The following is a 23,271-nucleotide window of genomic DNA, read 5'->3' as shown; positions in this document are numbered from 1 at the left end:
GACGGCACGAGCAAGCTCGCGCCGCCGCATGCGCGGGCGCCACACCCGTCACACCCTTCACATCGCCTCATCGGTTGGGCGAAGACTGCAGGTTTCCGGCCGGTTTTCGTGTCGTTCTTGACCACTCGACGAGGCCATGTGACTCGTGGGACTGGTGGGGCCGCGCTTGCGCGGGCGGCGCCACCGAGCGCCAGCGAGGGGGCTCCGCCCCGTGCGCCGTACCAGCCGACCTACCGGGTCCCGCAGTCAAGGACGGCCGCAGGCCGCCGCGAAGCGGGCGCCGCAGGCGATCCTTGACGGCGGGAGCAGGTCGGCTACGCGCGCGGCCCCACCCACCGCAACCACTCGGACCAACCCCGAAGGACCTGCTCGCTGGCGGTCCCACCAAGGCGACAGGGACCCCAAGGACCCCGTCGCCTCAGGCCGCGGCGTCGTACCGATCAGCGAAGACGATGACGTTGGACTGGTACTCCGCGCCGTCCCAGTCGGTGCAGGTCACCAGGACCAGCCGACCGTTGCGTCGGTCCTGGCCGAAGAGTCCGGGCGCCTTCGCGGCGACCTGAGCCTTGGTCAGGGTGATCACCTTGCGCACCCGGTAGTCGACGAGGCTGCCGTCGTACCGGATCTGCAGCGGGTCACCGTCGGCCACGTCGGCGAGGCGGTTCATCACGCCACCGCCGGTGTGGACGGTGTGTCCGGTGACCACCGTCTGGCCCGAGCCCGCGCCGGGGGCGGCGCTGTTGGCCCAGTAGCCGACCTCGGTGTAGTCAGCGGGCGGGGTGAGGACGCCGTCGGGGTCGAGGTCGATGTCGATCATCGGCGAGTTGAGGCCGATCGTCGGCACGATCAGGGCGTCGGTACCGCCCCGGGCCGGGGCGGCTCCGCCGCCCGAGGACGCGGCGGCCGAGTCGCCACCGCCTCGGGCAGACGGGAGGGCCTGGCTCTCCGGGCCATCCAGGATGGCCAGGACGAGCGCCGCGAGGAGGACCACCAGAACGGCGGCGATCCCCCTGCGCGTGTGCTCGACGTCGAAGAGACTCAGGCCCCGAGTGCCGCGACTCATCGGCGCAGCAGACGCCGTCCTGCCACAGCACCGGCACCGCTGGCGAGCGTGACGCCGACGAGGCCCCACAGCAGCGGGCTACCCGGGCCTCCGTCGGAGCTGACCGGCCCGAAGGCTCCGGCGTCAACCACGGTGGGGACCTCGGGGGTCGGCGACGGGTCCGGGTCCGGGGTCGGCGTCGGCGACGGGGTCGGCGAGGGCGACGGGGCGACCCGAGCGCTGGGGCCGCAGGAGACCGTGGCGATCTCGGCACCGACCAAGGAGTCGAAGCCGAAGGCCGAGGCGGCCGGCAGCAGCTTGAGGCTGATCGCGGTGACCTCGATGGCCTTGCCACCGTTGGACGTGGTCTGCTTGTTGAGCGTGATGTCGAGGATGTTGTCCTCGAGCGGCGCGAGCTGCGGAGCGATCTGGGCGATCAGCAGGTTGACGACCTGGTCCTGGATCGGGTCGATGATCGCGGTGAGCGGCGCCGCCAGGCCGTCGAGAGTGTTCTCGAGGTCGACACGGAGCCCGTCGATGACGGCGTTGAGCACGGCGTCGAGGTCGGTGAGCACCTTGGTGTTCGGCGGCGGGTTCACCGGCAGCTGGACCAGGTCGATGCTGGTGCCGGCGACGTCGAGGCCGAGCGTGGTGTCGACGATGTTGGCGGTGCCGGAGGCACCGGCGAGGTCGGCGCTGCAGCGCGACTCCACGGCACCGAGCGAGCCGCCGAGCCCGGTGGCGCCGAGCGGAGCGAGAGCGTCGCTGATCGTCGAGGTGAGCGGAGTCAGGATCTGGCTCAGGATCGGGTTGAGCGCCGCGAGCGGGCTCAGGGCCGAGGCCGGGTCGATGACGACGGCACCGGTGAGGTCGAGGTTGGCGATCGAGATGCCGACCGGGTCACCGGGGGTGATGCAGTTGGAGTCGCCGACCGAGCCGACGCCCGCGCCGTTGCCGGCCACGCCCGAGCAGGCCTCCGAGGAGCCCTTGCGGTTGGTCACGGCCGTCTCGGCGTCCTGCACCAGGGCGCCCACGTTGAGCAGGTCCTGGTTCTTCAGCACCGAGATCGGCGGCTGAACCTCGCCGGTCTTCGTCTGCTTGTTGCCGTTGTTGGTGGCCGTGGTGGTGCCGGAGTCGAAGCCGTTGCCGGCGATGGAGAGCTCGAGGGCCGTCGCGTCGGCGCTCGCCACGACGGAGTCGGCGGACTGAGCGACTGCGGGAAGCAGTGCGAGTCCGGCGGCTGCCGCGAGGGCGCCAGATCGGAGCAGACGGGATTTCATGGTGGGTTCCTTCCAACACTCGGCCGGGGGGTCGGGAGCGAGGCGGCACAGAGGGGGCGTGCCTACCGAGTGTGAGCGAGGCTACTTCACACTCGGCCCCGCGAGCCACCCCTCGCTCAGCAGGTGATCACGTGACCCAAACCACATTGGGACAGGTCAGGACTGACATCGCGCCCACCAGTGCCGTCAGTCGCGCACGCGCACGACCGACTTGCCGAGCGTGCGCCGCTCGTCCATGTCGACCAGGGCTCGGCCGAAGTCGGCGAGGTCGTAGCGCGCACCGATCGGCGGCTTCACCGCCCCGGCCGTCATCATCGGGACCAGGCGCGCCCACTGCGCCTGCATGTACCCCGGTCGCGCCATCGCGTAGGCCCCCCAGCCCACGCCGCGGACGTCCACGTTGTTGAGCAGCAACCTGTTGACCTTCACCTCCGGGATGCCTTCACCCGAGGCGAAGCCGAGCACCAGCAGCCGGCCCTGGGTCCCGAGGATCCGCAGCGAGTCGGTGAACGCGGCGCCGCCGACGATGTCGGCCACGACGTCCACCCCGTGACCGCCCGTGAGCTCCTTGACCCGGTCCTTGAAACCGTCCAGCAGGATCGCTTCGTCGGCGCCGGCCGCTCGGGCGACCTCGGCCTTCTCCTCGGTGCTGACCACGCCGATGACCCGGGCACCCATGCCCTTGGCGACCTGGATCGTGGCGGTCCCCAGACCACCGGCCGCACCATGGACGAGCACGGTCTCGCTCGAGGTGAGGTTGCCGCGCTCGTGCAGGGCGAACTCCGCGGTCAGGTAGTTCATCGGCAGAGCGGCACCCTCCTCGAAGCTGACGAGCTCCGGGAGGGCGAAGGTGAACATCGCCGGGACGACCGCCTGCTCCGCGGCGCCGCCGTACGCACTGACGCCGGCGACCCGCTGCCCGGGCGTGAACCCGGGCCCGCTGATGACCGTGCCGGACACGTCGACGCCCGGGGAGAACGGGAGGTCGGGCTTCAGCTGGTACTCGCCCCTGCTCAGCAGCAGGTCGGGGAAGGAGACCCCGACGCAGTGCACGTCGATCAGGACGTCGTCGGGGCCGGGGGTCGGCTCGGGGACCTCGGCCACAGCGATGTCGGCGGGTCCGGTCAGAGTCTGGATCTGGGCAGCGCGCATGCCGTGCAATCTAGTAGGCCGCCCCGGTGACCCGGCACGGGTGCACGGCACAGCCGGGCCAGGGCGGGCTGCCCAGCGGCCAGGCCGGTGGTGACCACGGGGGCGGCGACGCCGGCCACCCCCAGGATCACCCGCGGAGCACCGTCCGAACCCGGTGGCGCTCCGAACCTCTCCCATGAAGATCAGTGACCGGTTCAGCGCCATGGCCATGCACGCCTCGGCCCGCTTCACCGTGCGCTACGGCGACGACCTGCGCTTCGCCGGCACCGACCTCCCGCGGCCCACCAGGCGCCGGGTCCCCACGCGGCACGGCCGCGTCACGATCCACGAGTACGGCGAGCGCACGGCCCCGGCGTACGTCCACTTCCACGGCGGCGCGTGGCTGATGCGCTACCCGCAGATGGACGACTGGTGGTGCCGCTACGTCGCGGCCACGGCCGGCGTGCGGGTGGTCAACGTCGACTTCCGCACCGGGCCGTACGTCGCGTACCCGGTCGCGCAGCACCAGTGCCACGACGTCGCGGCCGCGGTCGCTACCGAGGCGCCCGTGGTCGTGGGTGGCTTCTCGAGCGGCGGCGGACTGGCGGCCTCGGTCTGCCTCCAGGCTCGGGACGCCGACTCGTTCACCCCGCGACTCCAGGTGCTCGGTGTGCCCGCCCTCGACCTCGCCTCCGACCTCCCCAGCGGGGCCGGGATGGTCTCGCCGTCGCTGCGGGCCCTGGTGCGGCGCGTCTACTTCCCGGATCCGGCGACCCGAGCGGAGCCGTACGCCTCACCTGTGCTCGCCGACGACCTGACCGGGTTGCCGCCCGCGATCGTGATGACCGCCGAGCGTGACACCCTGCGCCCCGACGGCGACGCCTACGCCCGGCGACTGCGCGAGGCCGGCATCGAGGTGCTTCATGACCTGACCCCGCACGCCGACCACTACTTCCTGACCGAGGACCCCGTGCGGGCACGCACGACCATGGCGATGGTCGCCGAGCACGTGCGCGGGGCCCTCACCAGCGGCTGACCTCGTCGGTGATGGTGTCGCCTCGCGGTCAGCCGGGCCGCTTGATCTGGTTGAGCTCGAAGTGCATCGGGTCGGTGTAGCGCCAGTCGCCGCCCCACCCGAAGCCCCAGTACTTGAAGATCGCCACGACGTCGCGGTCCATCTCGCCGACGGTGCCGCGCTGGTTGCCCGGGACGTTGAGGTCCAGGGCGAGGCCGAACGAGTGGTTGGACAGGGTCGTGCTGCCCGCGATGAAGCGCGGGTAGTAGCAGCCGGCGTACTCCCCGGCGTTGATCTCGGACTCCAGTCCCTGGGACACGACCTCGGCGAGCGCAGCCTTGAGCTGCGGCATGATCGCCTTGTTGCAGGTGACCGAGCCGAGGATCGGGACGACCTCGGTGGTGATGTGGCTGCTGACCCAGGCCGGGTCGGGGGCGATCCGGCCACCGCCGATCGGCGTGTAGTTGAAGACGCCGACGGCGTCGGCGAAGGACCCGAACAGCACGGCCGTCTGGAAGGCGTCCGGGTCGAGGCCGAGGGTGGAGACGACGTCGAGGTTCTGCACCGAGATCTCCTCGCCCACCAGCCTGGCCAGCGGTGCGCGCAGGGTCTGCGGCGACGTCTGACCCGAGGAGATGACCAGCGCGTTGTCCTTCGGCATGCCGAGCGCCTCGCCCACCGACGTGTTGACCACGAGGTCGATCCCCTCGACCTGGGGCGCCCACGCCCCGACGTGCAGGCGAGGCACCGCCGGGTTCAGTTCCAGGGAGAGGAACTCGTCGTCGTCGAGGGGCAGCTTCTTGCGCAACGTGTCGCTGGCAGCGACCTCGCCCGCGGCCACCCGGTCCCACTGCGCCTGCAGGTCTGCCGAGTCCTTCACGGTGAAGCGCCGGTACTGTGCCGCGTCCACCGCGGCAATGGTGTAGATCCTGTTCTCCAGCACGACCTGGCTCACCGAGAGCGGGAGAGCGTCCAGCACTCCGTCGAGGTCACGCACGCCTCGCACCACCTCGTCGCTGAGGGGCTCGGTGTCCTGCAGCAGGATGTCGGCCGGCACGATCGCACCCCGGCGCGGACCGGGTGCCCTCACGGCGTACGCCGGGTCGATGGCGACCCCGGGCGGCTCGGGCACCGCCGTCACGCTCCCGCCCGGGTCGACGTCGGGTGCCGCCGCCGAGCCGACCTCGGGGGACGCCTTGCTCGTGGGCTCGCGGTCCGCGGCCGTGTCGGTGCTCGAGGGGGCACACGCCGCCGCGACGAGCACGGCGGTCACTGCCGCCGTCGTCGTCCAGCGCGCACGCGTCATTGCGTCCCTGCCTTGCCCTCACCGGTGCCTGTCGGCCGACGCTCGTCAGCGGTGGCCCGTCCCTGGTGGAAGGGTAGTCGTCCGAGCCAACCGGGATGCCCGGATCGGCCCCATGCCGCCCGGCACCGACCGCGTCAGGTCAGGACGCGCCCCGCGATCCAGGCGATGGACTCCGCCGTCTGCGCCGGCGCGGCACTGGGCTGCATCACGTGGGACAGCACCACGCGAACCACCGCGTCGATCGCGGCGTCGAGGCGCTGGGGCCCCACGGAGACCCCGTAGGGAGCCAGACGATCGGCGATGACCCCTTTGGCGGCCACCAGCAGCGACTCGGCATGGGTGGTCAGCAGCGGCAGCAGCTCGGTGTCGGCGCCGTGCGTCGCCGAGACGACCGCGTGCAGCAGCGGGTTGTCCTGGGCGTGCTCGAGGACGGAGCGGGACGCCGACTCGATCGCGGCCACGAGGTCGTCCGGGTGGGCGTCGAAGGCGGCCGAGACCACGACCAGGAAGCGTTCGAGCTCCCGTTGGATCATCGCCTCGGCGAGGCGCGGCTTGGTGCCGATCTCGTTGTAGACCGTCTGCCGACTGACCCCGACGACCTCGGCGAGCTTGGCCATGGTCACCTGCGACCAGCCCACGCTCCCGGTGAGCAGCACCGCGGCGTCGACGACACGGTCCCGGGTCGTCGATCCCCCGCTCGCACGCCGTACGGCGGCCGTCTCGCCCATGGTGACGAGACTAGGGGTCACCCCCACACCCCCTTCAGCCGTCCTCAGTCCGCGAGGGTGAGGGCGAGCACCGGGCAGGCCTGCACCGCGGCGTTGACGTGGGCGCGCCGGGACTCCTCGGGGTGCTCGTCGAGGACGTGCATGACCTCGTCGTCGTCGAGCTCGAAGAAGTCACTGGCCATCGCCTCGCACATGCCCAGGCCCTCGCAGGTGTCACGATCGACCAAGATCCTCGGCATCAGGCGCTCGCCTGCCTGGCCGAAGGGTCCAGGGCCACGAAGTCGACCTTCTCGCGCACCCCGCAGTCGGGGCAGCACCAGTCGTCGGGGATCTCCGACCAGGCGGTGCCGGCGGCGAAGCCCTCGAGCTCGTTGCCGACCTCGACCTCGTAGGTGTAGCCGCAGCCGGGGCAGCGAGCGGCCATCACCTCGGCGTGCGCGGCGACCTCGGCGGCAGCTGCGTCGGCTGCGTCCTCCTCGGCCTGACGCTCGGCGGCCACGACGTGGTCCGGGCGGGGGTAGCGGGCCAGGTACTTCTCGCGCTGGCCGGGCTGGATGTTGGCGCGCGTGACGTCTCCGTCGAAGTGCGCGAGCACGCGCTTGTCCATGACGCGTCGGTAGAGCGGCGGGAACAGGGAGAGCACGATCATCCCGGCGTAGCCCGTGGGCAGGACCGGGGACTCCTCGAAGTCGCGCAGGGTCTGGTAGCGACGCGTGGGGTTGGCGTGGTGGTCGCTGTGGCGCTGCAGGTGGTAGAGCAGCACGTTGGTGGCGATGTTGTTGGAGTTCCACGAGTGCGAGGGATCCACGCGCTCGTAACGCTGACGCGTGCCGTTGCCGACCTTCTGGCGCAGCATCCCGTAGTGCTCCATGTAGTTGACGACCTCGAGCAGCGAGAAGCCCACCACCGCCTGGAGCACCAGGTAGGGCAGGATCGCCGGACCCAGCCAGATCACCAGGGCACCGAAGAGCACCGCCGACATCACCCACGCGTTGAGGACGTCGTTGCCGGGGCGGAAGGGGTGCTGCTGCTTGCGGGCGTAGCGCTTCTTCTCCACTCGCCACGCGCTCTTCAGCGAGCCGAGGACGGTGCGCGGCCAGAAGGCGTAGAACGACTCACCGAGCCGCGAGCTGGCTGGGTCCTCGGGGGTGGCGACTCGCACGTGATGGCCGCGGTTGTGCTCGATGTAGAAGTGGCCGTAGAAGCTCTGGGCCAGCGCGATCTTGGAGAGCCAGCGCTCGTTGGCCTCGCGCTTGTGCCCGAGCTCGTGAGCGGTGTTGATCCCGATCCCGCCGATGGTGCCGATGGTCAGGGCCAGACCGATCTTCGCCGCCAGGGAGAGGTCGCCGGGCCCGAACGGAGCGCCGTTGGCGATGACGTACATCGCGGCGATGAAGCCGGCGTACTGGATGGGGAGGAACAGGTAGGTGATCCATCGGTAGTACCTGTCGGCCTCGAGCGCCTCGATGGCGTCGTCCGGGGGGTTGGACCGGTCCAGGCCAGCGACCAGGTCGAGCAGCGGCACCGCGCCGAGCACGACGATCGGTCCGATCCAGAACCAGACGCCCCAACCGGTCGCGGCCCACATGCCGAAGGCGACGAAGGCCAGCGACGGGACGATCAGCCCGATCAGCCAGAGGTAGCGCTTGGAGTCCTTCCACCGCTCTGCCGAGCCCTCGGGAACGGTGCTGTTCGGGATCTCTTCGGATGCGGGTGTGGTCGCCATCGACTCCCTGCCTCTCGTCTGGGTTTACAAGACCATAGAAGGTGTAAACCCCTTTGACAAGAGAAGAGAGTTTGTAAACCTGCCTTCGCTTCCCGGTCGGAGGAGGGTCAGCGCCGACGCAGGGGCAGCTTCTTGGCAGCCTCGGCGAGCTGGGCGACCTCGGTCGCCAGTCCCGAGGCGCCCAGGGAGCGCACGTGCACGACGTGGGTGGTGGTCCGCAGACCCATCACCTTCGAGACTCGCCCACCGGCGAGCTCCACCTGCTCGATGTCACGCAGGTTGAGGTCCATCATCGCCATGCCGCGCCCGGCGCGGCTGGGGATGAAGTTGACGTGCAGGCGGGTGATCGTCAGTCGACCCGGCACCCAGGCTGCTCCCCAGATGCTCTGGAAGCGGTCGAGAACCAGATCGCTGTCAGATCCACCCACCCCTGAGGTGGTCTCGACCATGACGTTGGCCGACTTCGAGGCGATCACTCCGTAGGACATGTCCCGAGTTTGCATGGTTTTCTCCGCATACGCCTCATCAGATCGGGTACGAAGTTGGATTTCTTGGTCAAATCTTTACCTTTTCGGGCGGAAGCGGCGCGTCGAGTCGTCACTCCTGTCACACGGCTCCACAATCCCGGCTCCGCTCACGCCGCCAGCGTGACGACACTCTTCCCATCAGGTGAGCCGAATCCGCCCCCGCAGGGGACCTTGCCGCCACAATGGGTGCTGCCCAGTTCGACCACGGAGAGCGCCGATCCATGACCGAGCCCGACCGCGTCCGCCGCGGGTTCTGGGCGACCCTGCTGCGCTGGCGCGCGCCGATCGTGCTGGTCCCCCTGATCCTCGGACTGGGCTACAGCGGGACCGTGGGCGCGCAGATGCTCTGGGCCGAGGTCCAGCCGGCTCCGGCCCCCGCGCCGATCGTGACCTGCTGGAACGACGTCGTCGAGGCGGCCGACGAGTGCCCCACTCCCACGGGTGTGCCCGGGCTCCGCTGGGCCTTCCCGTCGTTCAAGCCCAACGCAGCGGCGTGCAAGCCGGTCGTCTACCCGGACAACGGCAACCCGCGTCCGCTGGAGTACACCTGTCGCCAGCGGATCTCGGGCACCAAGGCCCAGGTCAACTACAGCGAGCGCTCCGACCTCGAGCGGGGACTGAACTACTTCAGGAACCGCTACGACGGGATCCGGCCCGAACGCACCGGCGGCGGGACCCGCGTCCTCTACCGGGACCCGGCACCACGCAAGGACGGCACCTACGAGCTCACGGTCGCCTTCACTGCCTACCCGTTCGCGGTCAGCATCCGGGCGGTCAACGAGCGGCTGCGCGACACCGTGCTGGAGGACCTGGTGAGGTTCAGGCCCGAGCGCTTCATGCGGATCCAGCCTCCGGAGAGTCCTGCGCAGGGGAACCGACAGGACGGCTAGCGGCCCCGTCCACCGCACCGTCCTGGGTGGTCCCCTCCCGGATGGCCGCTGCCACGGCTCCCGGCACGTCGGGGTGGAAGACCGTCGGGATGATGAAGCTCGAGTTGAGCTCCTCGTCCTTGACGACGTGCGCGATCGCTGCGGCCGCGCGCAGCAGCATGTCGACCGAGACCTCGTGGGCGCGGGCGTCCAGGAGGCCACGGAAGACTCCCGGGAAGGCGAGCACGTTGTTGATCTGGTTGGGATAGTCCGAGCGTCCGCTGGCCACGACGGCGGCGTACTTGCCGGCCTCGCCCGGGTCGACCTCGGGGTCGGGGTTGGCCAGGGCGAAGACCACCGCCCGCTCGGCCATCTCCTGGATCCACTCGGCTTGCAGCACTCCCGGGGCGCTGACGCCGACGAAGACGTCGGCCCCGTCGAGCCCGGCGCGCAGGTCACCGGTGACGCCGCGCGGGTTGGTCGCCTTCGCGAGCTCGGCCTTGGCGTCAGAGAGGCCGGCCATGCCAGCGGCCAAGCAGCCTTCGCGGTCCCAGACCACGACGTCGGTGACCCCGGCCGCCAGGAGCAGCGTGACGATGGCGGTGCCGGCGGCCCCGCCGCCGGCCACGACCACCCGGGCCCGCGCCAGGTCCTTGCCCACCACCCGCAGGGCGTTGGTGAGCGCGGCGAGCACCACGATCGCCGTACCGTGCTGGTCGTCGTGGAAGACCGGGATGTCCAGGCTCGCGCGCAGGCGGCGCTCGATCTCGAAGCAGCGGGGGGCGGCGATGTCCTCGAGGTTGATGCCGCCGAAGCCGGGGGCGATCATCTCCACGGCGCGCACGATCTCGTCGGTGTCCTGCGAGGCCAGGCAGATGGGCCAGGCATCGATGTCGGCGAACCGCTTGAACAGCGCGGCCTTGCCCTCCATCACGGGAAGCGCGGCCCCCGGGCCGATGTTGCCCAGCCCCAGGACGGCTGATCCGTCGGTGACCACGGCGACGGAGTTGCCCTTGATGGTCAGCCGCGGGATGTCCTCGGGGTTGTCGGCCAGCGCCTGACTGACCCGGCCCACGCCCGGGGTGTAGGCCATCGAGAGGTCGTCGCGGTTCTTGAGCGGGACCTTCGAGGAGACCGAGATCTTCCCGCCGATGTGCAGCAGGAACGTCCGGTCACTGACCTTGTAGACCTCGATGCCCTCGACCTCGTCGGCTGCGGACACCAGCAGGTCGGCGTGCTCGGCGTCCCCGGCCGAGCACGTGACGTCGAGGACCAGGCGAGCGTTGCTCGACTCGGCGACGTCGATCGCGGTGACGATCCCGCCGGCCGCGGCGATCGCGGTCGCCACCGCCCCGACGACCGCATGGTCGGGCGCCGTGTGCAGGCGCATGGTGATCGAGTACGACGAGGCCGTTGCTTTGCGGGACACCGGCTCACCCTGCTCCTGGCACGGGGTTACGAGCAAGTAGCGGCCAGGGTCGTGCCGGGGCCGGGGTGTCAGCCCACGCCCAGGTGGTCGAGCAGGTTCTTCGAGAACCGGTCGCCCATCTGGGTCATCACACCCTTCATGGTCGAGCGCACGGCACCTCCTGACAGCTTGGGCAGCGGCAGGTCGACGCAGATCTCCAGGCTGGTCTCCAGGAGCACGCCTCCCTCGGGGCCGTCGTGGTCGGACAGCGCGTACCAGCCGTGCACCCCGGCCCGCTCCTTCGCGCCCGGGGGCGGGTCGTGGGTGAACTCGATCCGCTTGCCCTCCTCGAGCGTCATCCGCTCGGTGAAGGTCGCCGAGAACCCCTTGCCCAGGACCTTGAGGCCGGAGAGGGTCCAGATCCAGTGCTCGTCCTCGGCGGAGATCGAGGAGACGAACGGCGTGAAGCGGGCGACCAGGTCGGGGTCGACCAGGACGTCCCACACCCGTGCCCGCTCGACCGGGACGACCGCCTCGGCGGTCGTGGTGGCGGAGAACGCAGTCATGTCGTGGTCCTCGGGCTCAGGCCCGGAGGGCCTTCTCGACGTCGCCGGCGATCTTCTCCGGCTTGGTCGTCGGGGCGTAGCGGTCGATGACCTGGCCGTCCTTGCCGACGAGGTACTTGGTGAAGTTCCACTTGATCTTGGAGCCGAGCATCCCGCCCTTCTCCTGGCGCAGCCACTGGTAGACGGGGTGGGCGTTGTCGCCGTTGACCTCGACCTTGCTCATCATCGGGAAGGTGACGCCGTAGTTCTTCTCGCAGAACGCGCCGATCTCGGCCGAGTCGCCGGGCTCCTGGTTGCCGAACTGGTCGCAGGGGAAGCCGATGACGGTGAACCCCTGGTCCTGGTACTGCGTGAACAGCTCCTGCAGGCCCTGGTACTGCGGCGTGAAGCCACACTGCGAGGCGGTGTTGACGACGAGGACGACCTGGCCGGCGTACGCCGAGAGATCGACCTCCTGGCCGTCGAGACTGGTCGCGCTGAAGTCCTGGAGTGAGGTCATGGGCGTCAGTCTGACAGGCGAGCCGTCACCCGGCCGGGTTGCTGGTACCCCACCTTGTTGTCGTAGGGACCCAGCTGGACGCGGACTCGTCGCTCGCCGGTGTCGACGATCACCGCACCGTCCTCGATGTGGGAGACCTCGCCGATCACCAGGTAGGTCTCCGCCCCGAGGTCCTCGAAGCCGGTGCGCGGACCGGCCCCCGGCAGGTGCCGCTGGACGTCCTCGACCGCGACCAGCTGCAGGAGTCGCTCCCGCCCACCCCGGCGGAGCAGCAGCACCATCCCCAGCAGGCACACGTCCGCGAACCCGGTCACGAGCCAGCCGAGGCTGCTGCCGATCTCTCCCTGCACCTCGTAGGCGGACGCGCGATCGGGCAGCACCCGGACCCGCACCACCTCGGTCTGCACGGCCCGGTCGAAGGCGTCCTCGCTGACCGGTGCCGTCCAGACGGTCTGCTCCGGGTCGACCTCCTCGTCGAAGCGGAACGCCAGGGCGTACCCGTCGCCCCCGTCGCCGTCAGCCTGGCTGTTCACGAGGACGGCCTCGACGTCGATGCCCGAGCGGGACAGTCGCCAGTCGAGGTAGGTGCTGGAGGCGACCGGCAGGTTGATCAGCACCGCCAGCGCCACGACCACCCAGGGCGAGACGCGGCGTCGGCGCGGCATCAGCTCGTCCACGGCTCACCCCACCGCCCGCCGAAGGCGATCTCGGTGAGCGGGCGGCGCTCCCGGCCACGGCGCTCGCGGGCCCGGTCGGATCCGATCAGGCCATCCCCCGCGGCGAGCCCCTCGTCCGCGGACTCGGCGAGGGGGACGCCGATGGCGATGCCCGTCATCAGCTCGACGTACGACGGCACCCCGAGCACCGATGCCGCGGCCTGGCGGTCGAAGCCGGCGAACTGATGGGTGTGCAGCCCCATCGCCCTGGCCTGCAGCGTGATGTGGGCCGAGGCCTGGCCGAGGTCGTGGCGTGCGTGGTCGACGCTCTTGGGCCCGCTTCCGTCCCGGCCCTCGGGATCAGCAGCGACCTGCACCCCGGCGAGCAGCACGAGGGACGCCCGAGGCACCCAGCCCGCGTTGCCCCGGGTCAGGGTCGGCACCAACAGGTCGTGAGCGGCGGAGCCGCGCGGGGCGACGAGGTAGCGCCAGGGCTGGCTGTTGCCCGCGCTCGGTGCCCACTGCGCCGCGCGCAGCAGCACCTCGATGTCGGCGCTGCTCAGCTCGTGGTGGGGATCGAAGACGCTCGGGCTCCACCGGGAGCGCAACGGCTCGGCGAGAGTCTCAGCCTCCGGCCTCGGTGCGTGCTGCTCGTCGGCGGACATCTGCCCAGTATGGACAAGCGCGCCCAGGCGTCGCGGGGAGACGGGACCCCTGTCAGTGCGGCCAGACGGAGTCCGTGGCACCGGCGACGTAGTCGAGGAAGGCCCGCTCGGCGTCCGGCTCCTGCCGGCGCTGGAACGGGTACGTCGTGGGTCGGGTCGCCCGGTCGTGCCAGAAATGATGGGTGCCGGACGAGTCGGGGCGGGTGGCGACCAGCCACACCGCCGTGTCCGCGCCCGAGGCGGGCGTGCGCAGCAGCGGACCCATCACCTTGTCGAAGCCCGGCAGGCTGTCGCTCACCCCGGGCGTCGCGGCCCAGCCCGGGTGGGTGCTCTCCACCGCGACCCGGCCCCCGCGCAGGCGTCGGCTCCAGGCGTCGGCCAGCACCACCTGCATCCGCTTGGTGCGGGCGTAGCCGCGGACCCCGTCGTACTCGCCGTCGCGGTACTCGATCTCGTCAGGGGTCGAGCGGAGCCCGGCGGAGTACATCCCGCCCGAGGACATGATCACGACCGTCCCGCCACCGCCTGCGCCGAGAGCGGGCAGCAACCGCTCGGTCATCAGGTGCGGGCCGAGCACGTGGACCGCCAGGGCCATCTCGTGGCCCTGTGGCGACTCGGTGCGCTCGGGGAGCATCACCCCGGCGTTGTGGACGATCGCGTGCAGGTCCTCGACCCTGGACGTGAGGTCGTCGGTCCAGGCGCGTACGGCGTCCAGGTCGCCCACGTCGCAGACCTCCTCGACCAGCTCTGCCGTGGGCCGTCGGCGACGCAGGTCGGCCACGAGGTCGGCGACCTTGGTCGCGTTGCGGCCCAGGACGTGCACGGTGGCCCCGAGGTCGAGGAACGACTCCACCATCGCCGTCCCGATGCCGGACGTCGCACCGGTGACCACCACGTGCTCGCCCGCCAGGCTGCCGGCCTGGGCGTCGGGCGCCCACCAGCGTCGCCGTACGGCGGGTCCGATCTTCGTGTAGCCGAGGACCATGGAGCGGTCGAGAGCGGTGTCGAGCGCGCGCTGCAGGAGGGACGGTGCGGTCGCAGACATGCGTCGAGCCTAGGGCGGCTGGTGGGCGGGACACTCACCCGAAGGGGGCGGTGCCGAACTCGTCGTGCGGCAGGCACGCGAACGCATCGTGGGGGAGGGGTGACGCCGAGACTCAGCCGCCCGGAGGTTAGGACCGGCCCCCGCTCTCCCCCCACGGTCGAGCGGGGGGCGGCTTCGAACAGGTTAGACGCATGGATGACGACACCGCAGCCCCTCCCCCAAACTTGCGGGAAAACGGAGCAACGCGCGGACCTGGTGGTCCGCGCGTCGAGGTCGAGCCTGTCGTGCTGCTGGTGCGCGAGGGGGGATTTGAACCCCCACGCCCTTTCGGACACTGGCACCTGAAGCCAGCGCGTCTGCCGTTCCGCCACTCGCGCAAAGTGAGCCGGGCTAAGGTATCGCGCCACGCGAGCATCCCCAAACCGGCACCCCGTCCACGGCAGCGGGCCGGGATCGCGGTCACCGTCGGGTCGACGACGCGCGCCGACCTGTGCCGATCCTCTCGACGTCCGGGTGGTGATGGTGCGGGGATCGTCCCGGCCGGGTGGCTACGATCGTCGCTACGTCCGGTCCACCGACCGGCACTCGGCATGCCCGGCCCACGGGGACGGGCACGACCGAGGCGGACCGAGCAGAGCGACGAGAGGAGGAGTGCGGATGGGAGGCCTGCAGCGCTTCGAGCAACGACTCGAGTCGATGATCTCCGGCGCCTTTGCCCGCACCTTCCGCAGCGCCGTGCAGCCGGTCGAGATCGCTGCGGCGCTCGAGCGTGAGCTCGACAACAACGCCCAGATCCTCTCGCGCGACCGGCGCCTGGTGCCCAACGCGTTCCACGTGGAACTGTCCGGCACCGACCTGGAGCGACTGGCGCCGTACGACTCCACCCTGGCGCGCGAGCTCTCCGACACGCTGAAGAAGCACGCCGACGGGCAGGCCTACGTCTTCCCGGGGCCGATCCACATCGACTTCGAGTCGGCCGACGACCTGACCACGGGTCGCTTCCGGATCCGCAGCCAGGCGCAGGCCAAGGTCACCGGCACCGCCACCCACACGCAGGTACGGCGTGCGCACGCGCTGCTGGAGGTCAACGGCAGCCAGCACCCGCTCCAACCGCCCGGACTCGTGGTGGGGCGCGGCACCGATGCCGACATCCGGATCAACGACCCGGGCATCAGCCGGCGGCACGCCGAGTTCCTCATCACCCTGGGCCGCGAGGGTCAGGACCCCCTGATCGAGGTCCACGACCTCGGGTCGACCAACGGCATCCGGATCGACGAGCGCAAGGTCCCGCGTGCGACCCTGCGCGACGGCTCGGCGGTCAAGGTCGGCAACACCACGCTGACGGTGCGGATCGTGGAGACCATGCAGGACACCGACACGCCGGGGTGGGCCGATGTCTGAGCTGACCCTCTTCCTGATCCGCGTCGCGTTCCTCGCGATCCTGTGGATCTTCGTCCTTTCGGCGATCTCGGTGATCCGCTCCGACATGTTCGGTGCCCGGGTGCCGGAGGCCGCGCGAGGCCAGGGCGCCGGCGCACCGCGCCCGCCCAAGCAGCCCAAGCCGTCCAAGCGACGCGGCTCGCCCACCCACGTGGCGGTCACCCAGGGCAGCAGCGCGGGTGCCACCGCGTCGCTGGCCCAGGCGCCGATCCTGATCGGTCGCGGCACCGACGCGGCCATCCGCCTCGAGGACGACTACGCCTCCACCCGGCACGCCCGGATCGCGGCCTCGGGCGACCAGTGGTTCGTCGAGGACCTCGGCTCCACCAACGGCACCTACATCGGCAGCGTCCGGATCACCCAGCCCACCACGATCGCGATCGGCACCCAGGTGCGGATCGGCAAGACGATCCTGGAGCTGAAGAAGTGAGCGGGACCGACCCCGATCCGGGCGACACCGGCTCACGTCCTCCGGTGGCAGGTCCGGAGGACGGTCCGGGAGCCGACCCGGCGACCGACCCGGCGACGGGCGAGCTCCCCACGGTCGAGACCGCCGGCTCCACCGCCCCGAACTCCGAGGCGGCCGAGCCCGGTCTGCGGCTGCTCTACTCGGCCATCTCCGACGTCGGTCGGGTCCGCAAGGACAACCAGGACTCGGGTTACGCCGGCCCCTGGCTGCTCACGGTCTGCGACGGCGTCGGCGGAGCCGCACGCGGCGACATCGCCTCGAGCACCGCCGTCTCCGAGCTGCGCAGCCTCGACCTCGCTCCCCCACCTGCCGACAGCCCGCCGCTGCTGGACCGGGTCACCGAGGCCCTGCACGACGCGCACGCCCAGATCGGACGCCTCGTCGACGACGACCCCGCCATCAACGGCACCAGCACCACCGCGACGGTCGCGCTCTTCGACGGCCACCGGGTCGGCATCGGCCACGTCGGCGACAGCCGCGCCTACCTGTTCCGCGACGGCGAGATCTCCCAGCTCACCACCGACCACACGTTCGTGCAGAGCCTAATCGACGAGGGCCGGATCACCGAGGCGGAGGCGCGGGTCCACCCCCACCGCAACCTGATCCTCAAGGCCCTCGACGGCATCCACGAGGCCGAGCCCGACCTGTTCGCGCTCCAGCTCACCTCCGGCGACCGGCTGTTCCTGTGCAGCGACGGCGCGTGCGGCGTGCTCGACGACGGGCGCCTGGCCGACATCCTCTCGATGGGCAGCCCGGACTTCGCCGCCGTCGAGCTGGTCCGCGCCAGCCTCGAGGCGGGCAGCTCGGACAACGTCACCTGCATCGTCGCCGACGTGCTGAGCGCCGAGCAGGCCGCCGCGGACCCGACGTACGCCGAGCTCGAGCCGCTCCTGGTCGGCGCCGCGGCCGAGCTCAAGCGCCGGCTCCCCCGTGCGCTCTTCCGCGGGCACCGCTCCGGTGACACCGGCGAGCTCGAGCCGATCGACGCCGAGATCCCCGACCACCTGCCGTTCGCCATCCCCAGCGACCCGCTGCAGCCGGTGGACCCCGAGACCGCCCGCTACGCACCCCGCGCCCCCGAGCGGTTCGCATGGCTGCGCCGCGTCCTGGTCCTGGCCGTGGTCGTCGGCGTCGTGTGGATCGGGGCCACCGCCGCCTGGTCGTGGGCCCAGACGCAGTACTTCGTCGGCGAGCAGGACAACCGGGTCGTGATCTTCCGGGGCATCGACGCCTCGTTGCCCGGCTTCGACCTCTCCGAGCCGGTGGTGGTCACCGACGTGATGCTCGACCAGCTCTCCGACTTCGACCGCGGCCAGGTGGAGGCCACCATCGAGGTCGACGACCTCGCCGACGGGCGCGACAAGGTGGAGGAGATCGCGGCCAACCGGGTCGCCCCCGACGAGGGCTCCGGGTGATCGAGCCGTGAGCCTGATGACCACCAGCTCGACCCTCATGGGCTTCGTGCACCGCCGCCGGCGTGGCGCGGAGCTCTTCCTGCTCGTCCTGGCCCTCGCGGTCGGCGTCGGCGGGTACGCCGCGGTCGGCGTGGGCGTCGAGGGCAAGGTGCCGGCCGACATCATCGGGTACGGCGGCTGGCTGGCCGCGCTGATCGTGGCCGCCCACATCGTGATCCGGTTGGTGGCGCCGTACGCCGACCCGGTCCTGCTGCCGCTCGTGGCCACGCTCAACGGCCTCGGCCTGGCCGTCATCCACCGCATCGACCTCGGCTACGCAGCGCGCGGACGCGAGACCAGCTTCGCCCAGCAGCAGCTGGTCTGGATGACCCTCGGTGTCGTCCTCTTCGTGGCCGCCCTGGTGGTGCTGCGCGACCACCGCGTGCTCGCGCGCTTCACCTACACGATCGGCTTCGGCGCGATCATCCTGCTGATGCTCCCGCTGCTGCCGTTCTTCGAGCCGATCAACGGGGCGCGGATCTGGATCCAGCTCGGCGGCCTGAGCTTCCAGCCCGGAGAGGTCGCCAAGGTGATGCTCGTCGTCGCCTTCGCCGGGTACCTGGTGCTGCACCGCGACGCCCTGGCCCTGGCCGGGCGCCGACTGCTGTTCGTCGACCTGCCCCGTGGTCGCGACCTCGGTCCGATCCTGGCGATGTGGCTGGTCAGCCTGGGGATCCTGGTCTTCCAGCGCGACCTCGGCTCCAGCCTGCTCTTCTTCGGCCTCTTCCTCGTGATGCTCTACGTCGCCACCGAGCGGCCCGGCTGGATCGTGGTCGGCGGGACCCTGTTCCTCGGTGGCGCGCTCGCCGCCTGGAAGACGCTGGGCCACGTCCAGGACCGCGTCGACATCTGGCTGCACCCCTTCGAGTACTACCGCAACGCGCAGCCGCCGTTCTCCGACCAGATCGTCGAGGCCCAGTTCGGCTTCGGCTGGGGCGGCCTGATCGGCCGCGGCTTCGGGGAGGGCGACCCGACCCGGGTCACCTACGCCGAGAGCGACTTCATCATGGCCGCCATCGGTGAGGAGCTCGGGCTGACCGCGGTGATCGCGGTGCTGCTCTGCTACGGACTCATCGTCGAGCGCGCCCTGCGCGTGGCGCTCATCTCGCGTGACTCCTTCGGCAAGCTGATGGCCACCGGCCTGGCCAGCATCTTCGCGGTGCAGGTCTTCGTCGTCATCGGCGGCGTCACCCGCCTGATCCCGCTGACCGGCCTGACCACACCCTTCCTGTCCTACGGCGGCTCGTCGCTGGTCGCCAACTGGGTGATCATCGCGCTGCTCCTGCGCATCTCCGACCAGGCCCGCCGTCCCGTCCCGGACCTGTCGGCCGACGAGGAGGAGAGCGACGACGAGTCCACGCAGGTGATCAAGCTGTGAGCGTCCCATGAACCGGCCCATCCGCACGGTCTCGCTCTTCTGCCTGGCGCTGTTCCTGGCACTGATGATCAACGCGACCTACCTCCAGTTCTGGCGCGCGGGCGCGCTGGACGACGACCCGCGCAACCAGCGGGTGCAGCAGGCGTCCTACTCCAGCGAGCGCGGCGCCATCCTGGTCGGCCGCACCCCCGTGGCCGAGAGCGTGCCCTCCGACGACCGCTACGAGTTCCAGCGCCGTTACCCCGCGCCGTTGATGTACGCGCCGTTGACCGGCTACTTCACCTTCGGCAATGCCACCGGGCTGGAGTCCGCGCAGAACTCCGTGCTCTCCGGCGAGGACCCGCGCTTCTTCGTGCGCAACCTCGTCGACCTGGTCAGCAACGAGCAGCAGAGCGGCGGCAGCGTCGAGCTGACCATCGACGCCAAGGCCCAGCGCGCCGCCTACGAGGGCCTCTCGGCGCTCGGCGACGGCGTCGAGGGCTCCGTGGTGGCTCTCGAGCCGAGCACCGGCAAGGTGCTGGCGATGGTGTCGCTGCCGACCTTCGACCCCAACGACCTCGCCTCCCACGACTTCGGAGCCGTCGACGACACCTACGCCGACCTGCTCGACGACCCGGGCGACCCGCTGCTCAACCGGGCGGTCCAGACCCGGATCGCGCCGGGATCGACGTTCAAGCTCGTCACCGCCGCGGCCGCGCTCGAGTCCGGCAAGTACGACAGCGCCGACTCCCTGGTGCCGGGGGGTGCGACCTTCCAGCTGCCGCAGACCAGCGGCGACTCCGGGGTGGTCGACAACGAGGGTCGCGCCTGCGGCACCGACGAGATCACCTTCCGTCAGGCGATGGAGCAGTCCTGCAACACCACGTTCGCCCAGCTGGCGATCGAGGTCGGCGCGGAGAAGATGCTCGAGCAGGCCGAGAAGTTCGGCTTCAACGCCGACTACCTCGAGGACTTCCCCGGGCAGGCCCGCTCGGTCTACCCCTCGCAGGTCAACCCGCCGCAGCTGGGGCAGACCGGCTTCGGGCAGTTCGAGGTGCAGGCGACCCCGCTGCAGATGGCGATGGTGGCGGCCTCGATCGCCAACGACGGGGTCGTGATGCGCCCCTACGTCGTCTCCGAGGTGCAGTCGCCCGACTACGACGCCGAGACCGCCGACCCCGAGGAGCTCAGCGAGGCCGTCGACCCTCAGGCCGCGGACGTGCTGACCGAGCTGATGGTCTCCACGGTCGACGACGGCACGGCCTCGCCGGCCGCGATCCCCAACGTGGCCGTCGCCGGCAAGACCGGCACCGCCCAGCGCGGAGTCCCCGGCGAGCCGCCGTACGCGTGGTTCGTCTCCTTCGCCCCCGCGACCGACTCCCGGGTGGCGGTCGCGGTGATGATCGAGGAGGCGCCCGGGCAGGAGATCGCCGGCGGCCGTCTCGGCGGGCCGATCGCCAAGGCCGTGATGGAGGCGATCATCTCGTGAGGCCACCCACCGAGTCGCACGCAGCAGACACCGAGGCACACCGCACCACGACCCATGGGACCCGCGCGTCCCGGGAGAGGAGCAGGCGATGACCCAGACCCCTGAAGCACGCTTCGCCGACGACGCCCACCGCTACCGCCTGGACTCGCGCATCGCGACCGGCGGGATGGGTCAGGTCTGGCGCGCCACCGACACGATGCTGGAGCGCGAGGTCGCGGTGAAGGTCCTCAAGGACGACATCGCCGAGGACCCGGTCTTCCGCTCCCGCTTCGAGACCGAGGCCCGGCACGCCGCCGCGCTGCACCACCCGGGCATCGCCGCGGTCTTCGACGTCGGGGAGCGCGCTGCCTCGGAGGCCGGCGGGCAGCCGCGCCCGTTCCTGGTGATGGAGCTGGTCGACGGCGAGCCCCTGTCGACGCTCCTCTCGCAGGGCCGGGACCTCGACCCCGGCGCCGTGCGCGACCTGATGGCCCAGGTGGGCGACGCCCTCGGGGCCGCGCACCGCGCGGGCATCATCCACCGCGACGTGAAGCCGGCCAACCTCATCGTCACGCCGGAGGGCAAGGTCAAGGTCACCGACTTCGGCATCGCCCGGGCCGCCGACGGCGCGCAGATCACCCGCACCGGCGCGGTGATGGGCACGCCCCAGTACCTCTCCCCCGAGCAGGCCGAGGGCAAGCCCGCCACGATCGCCTCCGACGTGTACTCCCTCGGGGTGGTCACCTTCGAGTGCCTGGCCGGTCGTCGCCCCTTCGACGCCGAGTCCCCGGTGGCCACGGCCCTGGCGCACATCCGCGAGCCCGTCCCGGACCTGCCCGCCGGCGTGCCGAAGGACCTCGCCTCGGTGGTGCGCACCGCGCTGTCCAAGGATCCCGGCGAGCGGTACGCCGACGGTGCCGCCATGGCAGCGGCCCTGCGCGACCCCGGCACCGCCGTGGTGCCGCGCCCGCCCCGCGTCGTACCTGCCGTCGCGCCCGTGCCCGAGGAGCCCCGCACCCAGGTCATGCCGGCCACACCGATGGCCGACGCCCCCGTCCCGGTGCCCCCCACGACGTCGACCACGTCCACCGCCGCGCAGCCGTCGCGCAGCGTCGCCGGGCCGATCGTCGCCGCGGTCGTGCTGCTGGTCGCCCTGGCCATCGTGCTGACGCTGCTGCTGACCGGGGGGGACGACGACGACCCCGCTGCCGGCGACGTGCTCGACTCCACGCCGGCCTCGACGGAGCCCACCACCGAGGCCACCACCGAGCCCACCCCGGAGCCGACGGACCCGGAGCCGGAGCCGTCGATCGCGCTCAACGAGGGCGAGTACGTCGGTCGCGACTTCACCCAGGTCGAGGCCGACCTGCGCGGACTCGGACTGCGGGTCGAGCCCAACGAGCAGGCCAACGACAACCCCGATCTCGACGGTCAGGTCACCGCGCTGAACCCCAACGGCGAGGTGGATCCCAACGAGCTGATCCTGGTCACCTACTACGGCGACGCTCCCGAGGCCACGCCCACGCCCACGCCGACCCCCACGCCGACTCCCACGCCGACGCCGACGCCCACGCCGTTGCTGCCCAACCCCTGAGGAAGAGCGAGACGAATGAACGACGCAGGAGCACCAGGCCCCACCCTCGTGGGCGGGCGCTACGAGCTCGGCGAGCTGCTGGGCCGCGGTGGCATGGCCGAGGTCCGCAAGGGCACCGACTCGCGGCTCGGCCGCATCGTCGCGGTCAAGCGACTGCGCACCGACCTGGCCAGCGACGCGACCTTCCAGGCGCGGTTCCGTCGCGAGGCCCAGTCGTCGGCCTCGCTCAACCACCCGGCGATCGTGGCCGTCTACGACACGGGAGAGGAGCCGGCCGAGGACGGTTCCGGTGTCGCCCAGCCCTACATCGTGATGGAGTACGTCGCCGGGCGCACGCTGCGCGACATCCTGCGCGAAGGCCGCAAGATCCTGCCCGAGCGGGCGCTCGAGATCACCAGCGGCGTGCTGTCCGCCCTCGACTACAGCCACCGCGCGGGCATCATCCACCGCGACATCAAGCCGGGCAACGTGATGCTCACCCCGACCGGCGACGTGAAGGTGATGGACTTCGGGATCGCGCGCGCCATCAGCGACGCCGCGAACTCGATGACCCAGACAGCAGCGGTCGTCGGTACGGCGCAGTACCTCTCGCCCGAGCAGGCGCGCGGCGAGACCGTCGACTCCCGCTCCGACGTCTACTCCGCCGGGTGCCTGCTCTACGAGCTGCTCACCGGGCGCCCGCCCTTCGTCGGCGACAGCCCCGTGGCCGTGGCCTACCAGCACGTCCGTGAGCAGGCCGATCCCCCGTCCGACCACGACACCGACCTGCCGCCGGCGATCGATGCCATCGTGATGAAGGCGTTGGCCAAGCGTCTCGAGGACCGCTACCAGTCGGCCGGCGCCATGCGCACCGACATCGAGCACTACCTCGCCGGGCGTCCGGTGGAGGCCGTGCCTCCGGTGCCGGCGGCACCGGCCGGTGCTGCCGCAGCCGCGGTTCCCGCCGCCGCCGCCGCGGCCGCGACGTCCCCGCGGCGCCCTGAGCCCGCCGTACTGCCCTCGGTCGATGACGAGCCGCCCCCCCGC

The 23,271-nt window shown here is 71.2% G+C and carries 23 protein-coding genes and 1 tRNA gene; 9 read left to right on the top strand and 15 right to left on the bottom strand.

Annotated elements, in window-relative coordinates; genetic code table 11:
• Positions 1 to 418 precede the first annotated feature (418 nt).
• The 3 genes from Q1K33_RS17000 to Q1K33_RS16990 form a co-directional block, all read right to left on the bottom strand.
• Complete coding sequence (locus Q1K33_RS17000; protein WP_300405919.1) at positions 419 to 1,063, bottom strand: class F sortase; 645 nt, start codon at positions 1,061 to 1,063, stop codon at positions 419 to 421.
• Complete coding sequence (locus Q1K33_RS16995; RefSeq protein ID WP_300405918.1) at positions 1,060 to 2,322, bottom strand: hypothetical protein; 1,263 nt, start codon at positions 2,320 to 2,322, stop codon at positions 1,060 to 1,062. The genes Q1K33_RS17000 and Q1K33_RS16995 overlap by 4 nt, the downstream gene beginning before the upstream one ends.
• 186 nt (positions 2,323 to 2,508) lie before the next feature.
• The gene (locus tag Q1K33_RS16990; protein WP_300405917.1) at positions 2,509 to 3,474 is read right to left on the bottom strand and encodes an NADPH:quinone oxidoreductase family protein; all 966 of its coding nucleotides are present in this window, start codon (positions 3,472 to 3,474) and stop codon (positions 2,509 to 2,511) included.
• A 175-nt stretch (positions 3,475 to 3,649) separates the two neighbouring features.
• Here Q1K33_RS16990 and Q1K33_RS16985 point away from each other — a divergent pair, with 175 nt between their 5' ends.
• Positions 3,650 to 4,489, top strand: coding sequence for an alpha/beta hydrolase fold domain-containing protein (locus Q1K33_RS16985; RefSeq protein WP_300405916.1), 840 nt, complete (start codon positions 3,650 to 3,652; stop codon positions 4,487 to 4,489).
• A gap of 28 nt (positions 4,490 to 4,517) precedes the next feature.
• On the opposite strand, the gene Q1K33_RS16980 is transcribed toward Q1K33_RS16985, so the two are convergent.
• From Q1K33_RS16980 to Q1K33_RS16955, 5 genes are all read right to left on the bottom strand, one after another.
• Positions 4,518 to 5,774 (bottom strand): M15 family metallopeptidase, encoded by a 1,257-nt coding sequence (locus Q1K33_RS16980; protein ID WP_300405915.1) that lies wholly within the window; start codon positions 5,772 to 5,774, stop codon positions 4,518 to 4,520.
• A 134-nt stretch (positions 5,775 to 5,908) separates the two neighbouring features.
• Complete coding sequence (locus Q1K33_RS16975; protein WP_300405913.1) at positions 5,909 to 6,502, bottom strand: TetR family transcriptional regulator; 594 nt, start codon at positions 6,500 to 6,502, stop codon at positions 5,909 to 5,911.
• A 44-nt stretch (positions 6,503 to 6,546) separates the two neighbouring features.
• Complete coding sequence (locus tag Q1K33_RS16970; protein ID WP_300405912.1) at positions 6,547 to 6,741, bottom strand: ferredoxin; 195 nt, start codon at positions 6,739 to 6,741, stop codon at positions 6,547 to 6,549.
• A complete protein-coding gene (locus tag Q1K33_RS20780; protein WP_363319740.1) occupies positions 6,741 to 8,228 on the bottom strand; it encodes a fatty acid desaturase in 1,488 nt (495 codons plus the stop codon). Before Q1K33_RS20780 ends, Q1K33_RS16970 begins: the two co-directional genes overlap by 1 nt.
• Positions 8,229 to 8,335: 107 nt before the next feature.
• Positions 8,336 to 8,716: a hypothetical protein gene (locus Q1K33_RS16955; protein ID WP_300405911.1), complete on the bottom strand. Its 381-nt coding sequence runs from the start codon at positions 8,714 to 8,716 to the stop codon at positions 8,336 to 8,338.
• 260 nt (positions 8,717 to 8,976) lie between these two features.
• On the opposite strand from Q1K33_RS16955, the gene Q1K33_RS16950 reads away from it, so the two are divergent.
• A complete protein-coding gene (locus Q1K33_RS16950) occupies positions 8,977 to 9,645 on the top strand; it encodes a hypothetical protein (RefSeq protein ID WP_300405910.1) in 669 nt (222 codons plus the stop codon).
• Here Q1K33_RS16950 and Q1K33_RS16945 read toward each other — a convergent pair.
• The 7 genes from Q1K33_RS16945 to Q1K33_RS16915 all read right to left on the bottom strand — a co-directional run bounded on the left by Q1K33_RS16945 (position 9,590) and on the right by Q1K33_RS16915 (position 14,840).
• Positions 9,590 to 11,014 (bottom strand): NAD-dependent malic enzyme, encoded by a 1,425-nt coding sequence (locus Q1K33_RS16945; RefSeq protein WP_300405921.1) that lies wholly within the window; start codon positions 11,012 to 11,014, stop codon positions 9,590 to 9,592. The two genes, Q1K33_RS16950 and Q1K33_RS16945, sit on opposite strands and share 56 nt — an antisense overlap.
• A gap of 107 nt (positions 11,015 to 11,121) precedes the next feature.
• Positions 11,122 to 11,598, bottom strand: coding sequence for an SRPBCC family protein (locus tag Q1K33_RS16940; protein ID WP_300405909.1), 477 nt, complete (start codon positions 11,596 to 11,598; stop codon positions 11,122 to 11,124).
• Positions 11,599 to 11,614: 16 nt separating this feature from the next.
• Entirely contained in the window at positions 11,615 to 12,097 is a 483-nt protein-coding gene (locus Q1K33_RS16935) for a glutathione peroxidase (RefSeq protein WP_300405908.1), read from the bottom strand.
• Between the two features lie 5 nt (positions 12,098 to 12,102).
• The gene (locus Q1K33_RS16930; RefSeq protein ID WP_300405907.1) at positions 12,103 to 12,774 is read right to left on the bottom strand and encodes a hypothetical protein; all 672 of its coding nucleotides are present in this window, start codon (positions 12,772 to 12,774) and stop codon (positions 12,103 to 12,105) included.
• A complete protein-coding gene (locus Q1K33_RS16925; protein WP_300405906.1) occupies positions 12,762 to 13,418 on the bottom strand; it encodes a nitroreductase family protein in 657 nt (218 codons plus the stop codon). The genes Q1K33_RS16930 and Q1K33_RS16925 overlap by 13 nt, the downstream gene beginning before the upstream one ends.
• Before the next feature lie 52 nt (positions 13,419 to 13,470).
• The gene (locus tag Q1K33_RS16920; protein ID WP_300405905.1) at positions 13,471 to 14,463 is read right to left on the bottom strand and encodes an SDR family NAD(P)-dependent oxidoreductase; all 993 of its coding nucleotides are present in this window, start codon (positions 14,461 to 14,463) and stop codon (positions 13,471 to 13,473) included.
• 291 nt (positions 14,464 to 14,754) lie between these two features.
• Positions 14,755 to 14,840, bottom strand: a tRNA-Leu gene (locus tag Q1K33_RS16915).
• A 280-nt stretch (positions 14,841 to 15,120) separates the two neighbouring features.
• Between Q1K33_RS16915 and Q1K33_RS16910 the strand changes: the two genes are divergently transcribed.
• From Q1K33_RS16910 to pknB, 7 genes are all read left to right on the top strand, one after another.
• The gene (locus Q1K33_RS16910) at positions 15,121 to 15,864 is read left to right on the top strand and encodes a DUF3662 and FHA domain-containing protein (protein ID WP_300405904.1); all 744 of its coding nucleotides are present in this window, start codon (positions 15,121 to 15,123) and stop codon (positions 15,862 to 15,864) included.
• Positions 15,857 to 16,333, top strand: a complete 477-nt coding sequence (locus tag Q1K33_RS16905) for an FHA domain-containing protein (protein ID WP_300405903.1) — start codon at positions 15,857 to 15,859, stop codon at positions 16,331 to 16,333. The genes Q1K33_RS16910 and Q1K33_RS16905 overlap by 8 nt, the downstream gene beginning before the upstream one ends.
• Positions 16,330 to 17,787 (top strand): protein phosphatase 2C domain-containing protein, encoded by a 1,458-nt coding sequence (locus Q1K33_RS16900; RefSeq protein ID WP_300405902.1) that lies wholly within the window; start codon positions 16,330 to 16,332, stop codon positions 17,785 to 17,787. The genes Q1K33_RS16905 and Q1K33_RS16900 overlap by 4 nt, the downstream gene beginning before the upstream one ends.
• A 16-nt stretch (positions 17,788 to 17,803) precedes the next feature.
• Entirely contained in the window at positions 17,804 to 19,204 is a 1,401-nt protein-coding gene (locus Q1K33_RS16895) for an FtsW/RodA/SpoVE family cell cycle protein (RefSeq protein ID WP_300405920.1), read from the top strand.
• Between the two features lie 7 nt (positions 19,205 to 19,211).
• Complete coding sequence (locus Q1K33_RS16890; RefSeq protein WP_300405901.1) at positions 19,212 to 20,672, top strand: penicillin-binding protein 2; 1,461 nt, start codon at positions 19,212 to 19,214, stop codon at positions 20,670 to 20,672.
• Between the two features lie 88 nt (positions 20,673 to 20,760).
• Positions 20,761 to 22,245, top strand: a complete 1,485-nt coding sequence (locus Q1K33_RS16885; RefSeq protein ID WP_300405900.1) for a serine/threonine-protein kinase — start codon at positions 20,761 to 20,763, stop codon at positions 22,243 to 22,245.
• A 15-nt stretch (positions 22,246 to 22,260) separates the two neighbouring features.
• A partial coding sequence (gene pknB / locus Q1K33_RS16880; RefSeq protein WP_300405899.1) for a Stk1 family PASTA domain-containing Ser/Thr kinase occupies positions 22,261 to 23,271 on the top strand: 1,011 nt, incomplete at its 3' end.

It is taken from the genome of Nocardioides sp. (assembly GCF_029937575.1).
Lineage (GTDB): Bacteria > Actinomycetota > Actinomycetes > Propionibacteriales > Nocardioidaceae > Nocardioides.
This window is presented reverse-complemented; position numbering and strand designations above follow the sequence as displayed.

Coding starts and splice junctions, on each gene's coding strand:
- Q1K33_RS20780 (WP_363319740.1), bottom strand. CDS start 8,228: ATGGCGACCACACCCGCATCCGAAGAGATCCCGAACAGCACCGTTCCC.
- Q1K33_RS16995 (WP_300405918.1), bottom strand. CDS start 2,322: ATGAAATCCCGTCTGCTCCGATCTGGCGCCCTCGCGGCAGCCGCCGGA.
- Q1K33_RS16925 (WP_300405906.1), bottom strand. CDS start 13,418: ATGTCCGCCGACGAGCAGCACGCACCGAGGCCGGAGGCTGAGACTCTC.
- Q1K33_RS16905 (WP_300405903.1), top strand. CDS start 15,857: ATGTCTGAGCTGACCCTCTTCCTGATCCGCGTCGCGTTCCTCGCGATC.
- Q1K33_RS16950 (WP_300405910.1), top strand. CDS start 8,977: ATGACCGAGCCCGACCGCGTCCGCCGCGGGTTCTGGGCGACCCTGCTG.
- Q1K33_RS16975 (WP_300405913.1), bottom strand. CDS start 6,502: ATGGGCGAGACGGCCGCCGTACGGCGTGCGAGCGGGGGATCGACGACC.
- Q1K33_RS16990 (WP_300405917.1), bottom strand. CDS start 3,474: ATGCGCGCTGCCCAGATCCAGACTCTGACCGGACCCGCCGACATCGCT.
- Q1K33_RS16985 (WP_300405916.1), top strand. CDS start 3,650: ATGAAGATCAGTGACCGGTTCAGCGCCATGGCCATGCACGCCTCGGCC.
- Q1K33_RS16940 (WP_300405909.1), bottom strand. CDS start 11,598: ATGACTGCGTTCTCCGCCACCACGACCGCCGAGGCGGTCGTCCCGGTC.
- Q1K33_RS16955 (WP_300405911.1), bottom strand. CDS start 8,716: ATGTCCTACGGAGTGATCGCCTCGAAGTCGGCCAACGTCATGGTCGAG.
- Q1K33_RS16970 (WP_300405912.1), bottom strand. CDS start 6,741: ATGCCGAGGATCTTGGTCGATCGTGACACCTGCGAGGGCCTGGGCATG.
- Q1K33_RS16890 (WP_300405901.1), top strand. CDS start 19,212: ATGAACCGGCCCATCCGCACGGTCTCGCTCTTCTGCCTGGCGCTGTTC.
- Q1K33_RS16910 (WP_300405904.1), top strand. CDS start 15,121: ATGGGAGGCCTGCAGCGCTTCGAGCAACGACTCGAGTCGATGATCTCC.
- Q1K33_RS16945 (WP_300405921.1), bottom strand. CDS start 11,014: ATGCGCCTGCACACGGCGCCCGACCATGCGGTCGTCGGGGCGGTGGCG.
- Q1K33_RS16935 (WP_300405908.1), bottom strand. CDS start 12,097: ATGACCTCACTCCAGGACTTCAGCGCGACCAGTCTCGACGGCCAGGAG.
- Q1K33_RS16920 (WP_300405905.1), bottom strand. CDS start 14,463: ATGTCTGCGACCGCACCGTCCCTCCTGCAGCGCGCGCTCGACACCGCT.
- Q1K33_RS16980 (WP_300405915.1), bottom strand. CDS start 5,774: ATGACGCGTGCGCGCTGGACGACGACGGCGGCAGTGACCGCCGTGCTC.
- Q1K33_RS16895 (WP_300405920.1), top strand. CDS start 17,804: ATGACCACCAGCTCGACCCTCATGGGCTTCGTGCACCGCCGCCGGCGT.
- Q1K33_RS17000 (WP_300405919.1), bottom strand. CDS start 1,063: ATGAGTCGCGGCACTCGGGGCCTGAGTCTCTTCGACGTCGAGCACACG.
- Q1K33_RS16885 (WP_300405900.1), top strand. CDS start 20,761: ATGACCCAGACCCCTGAAGCACGCTTCGCCGACGACGCCCACCGCTAC.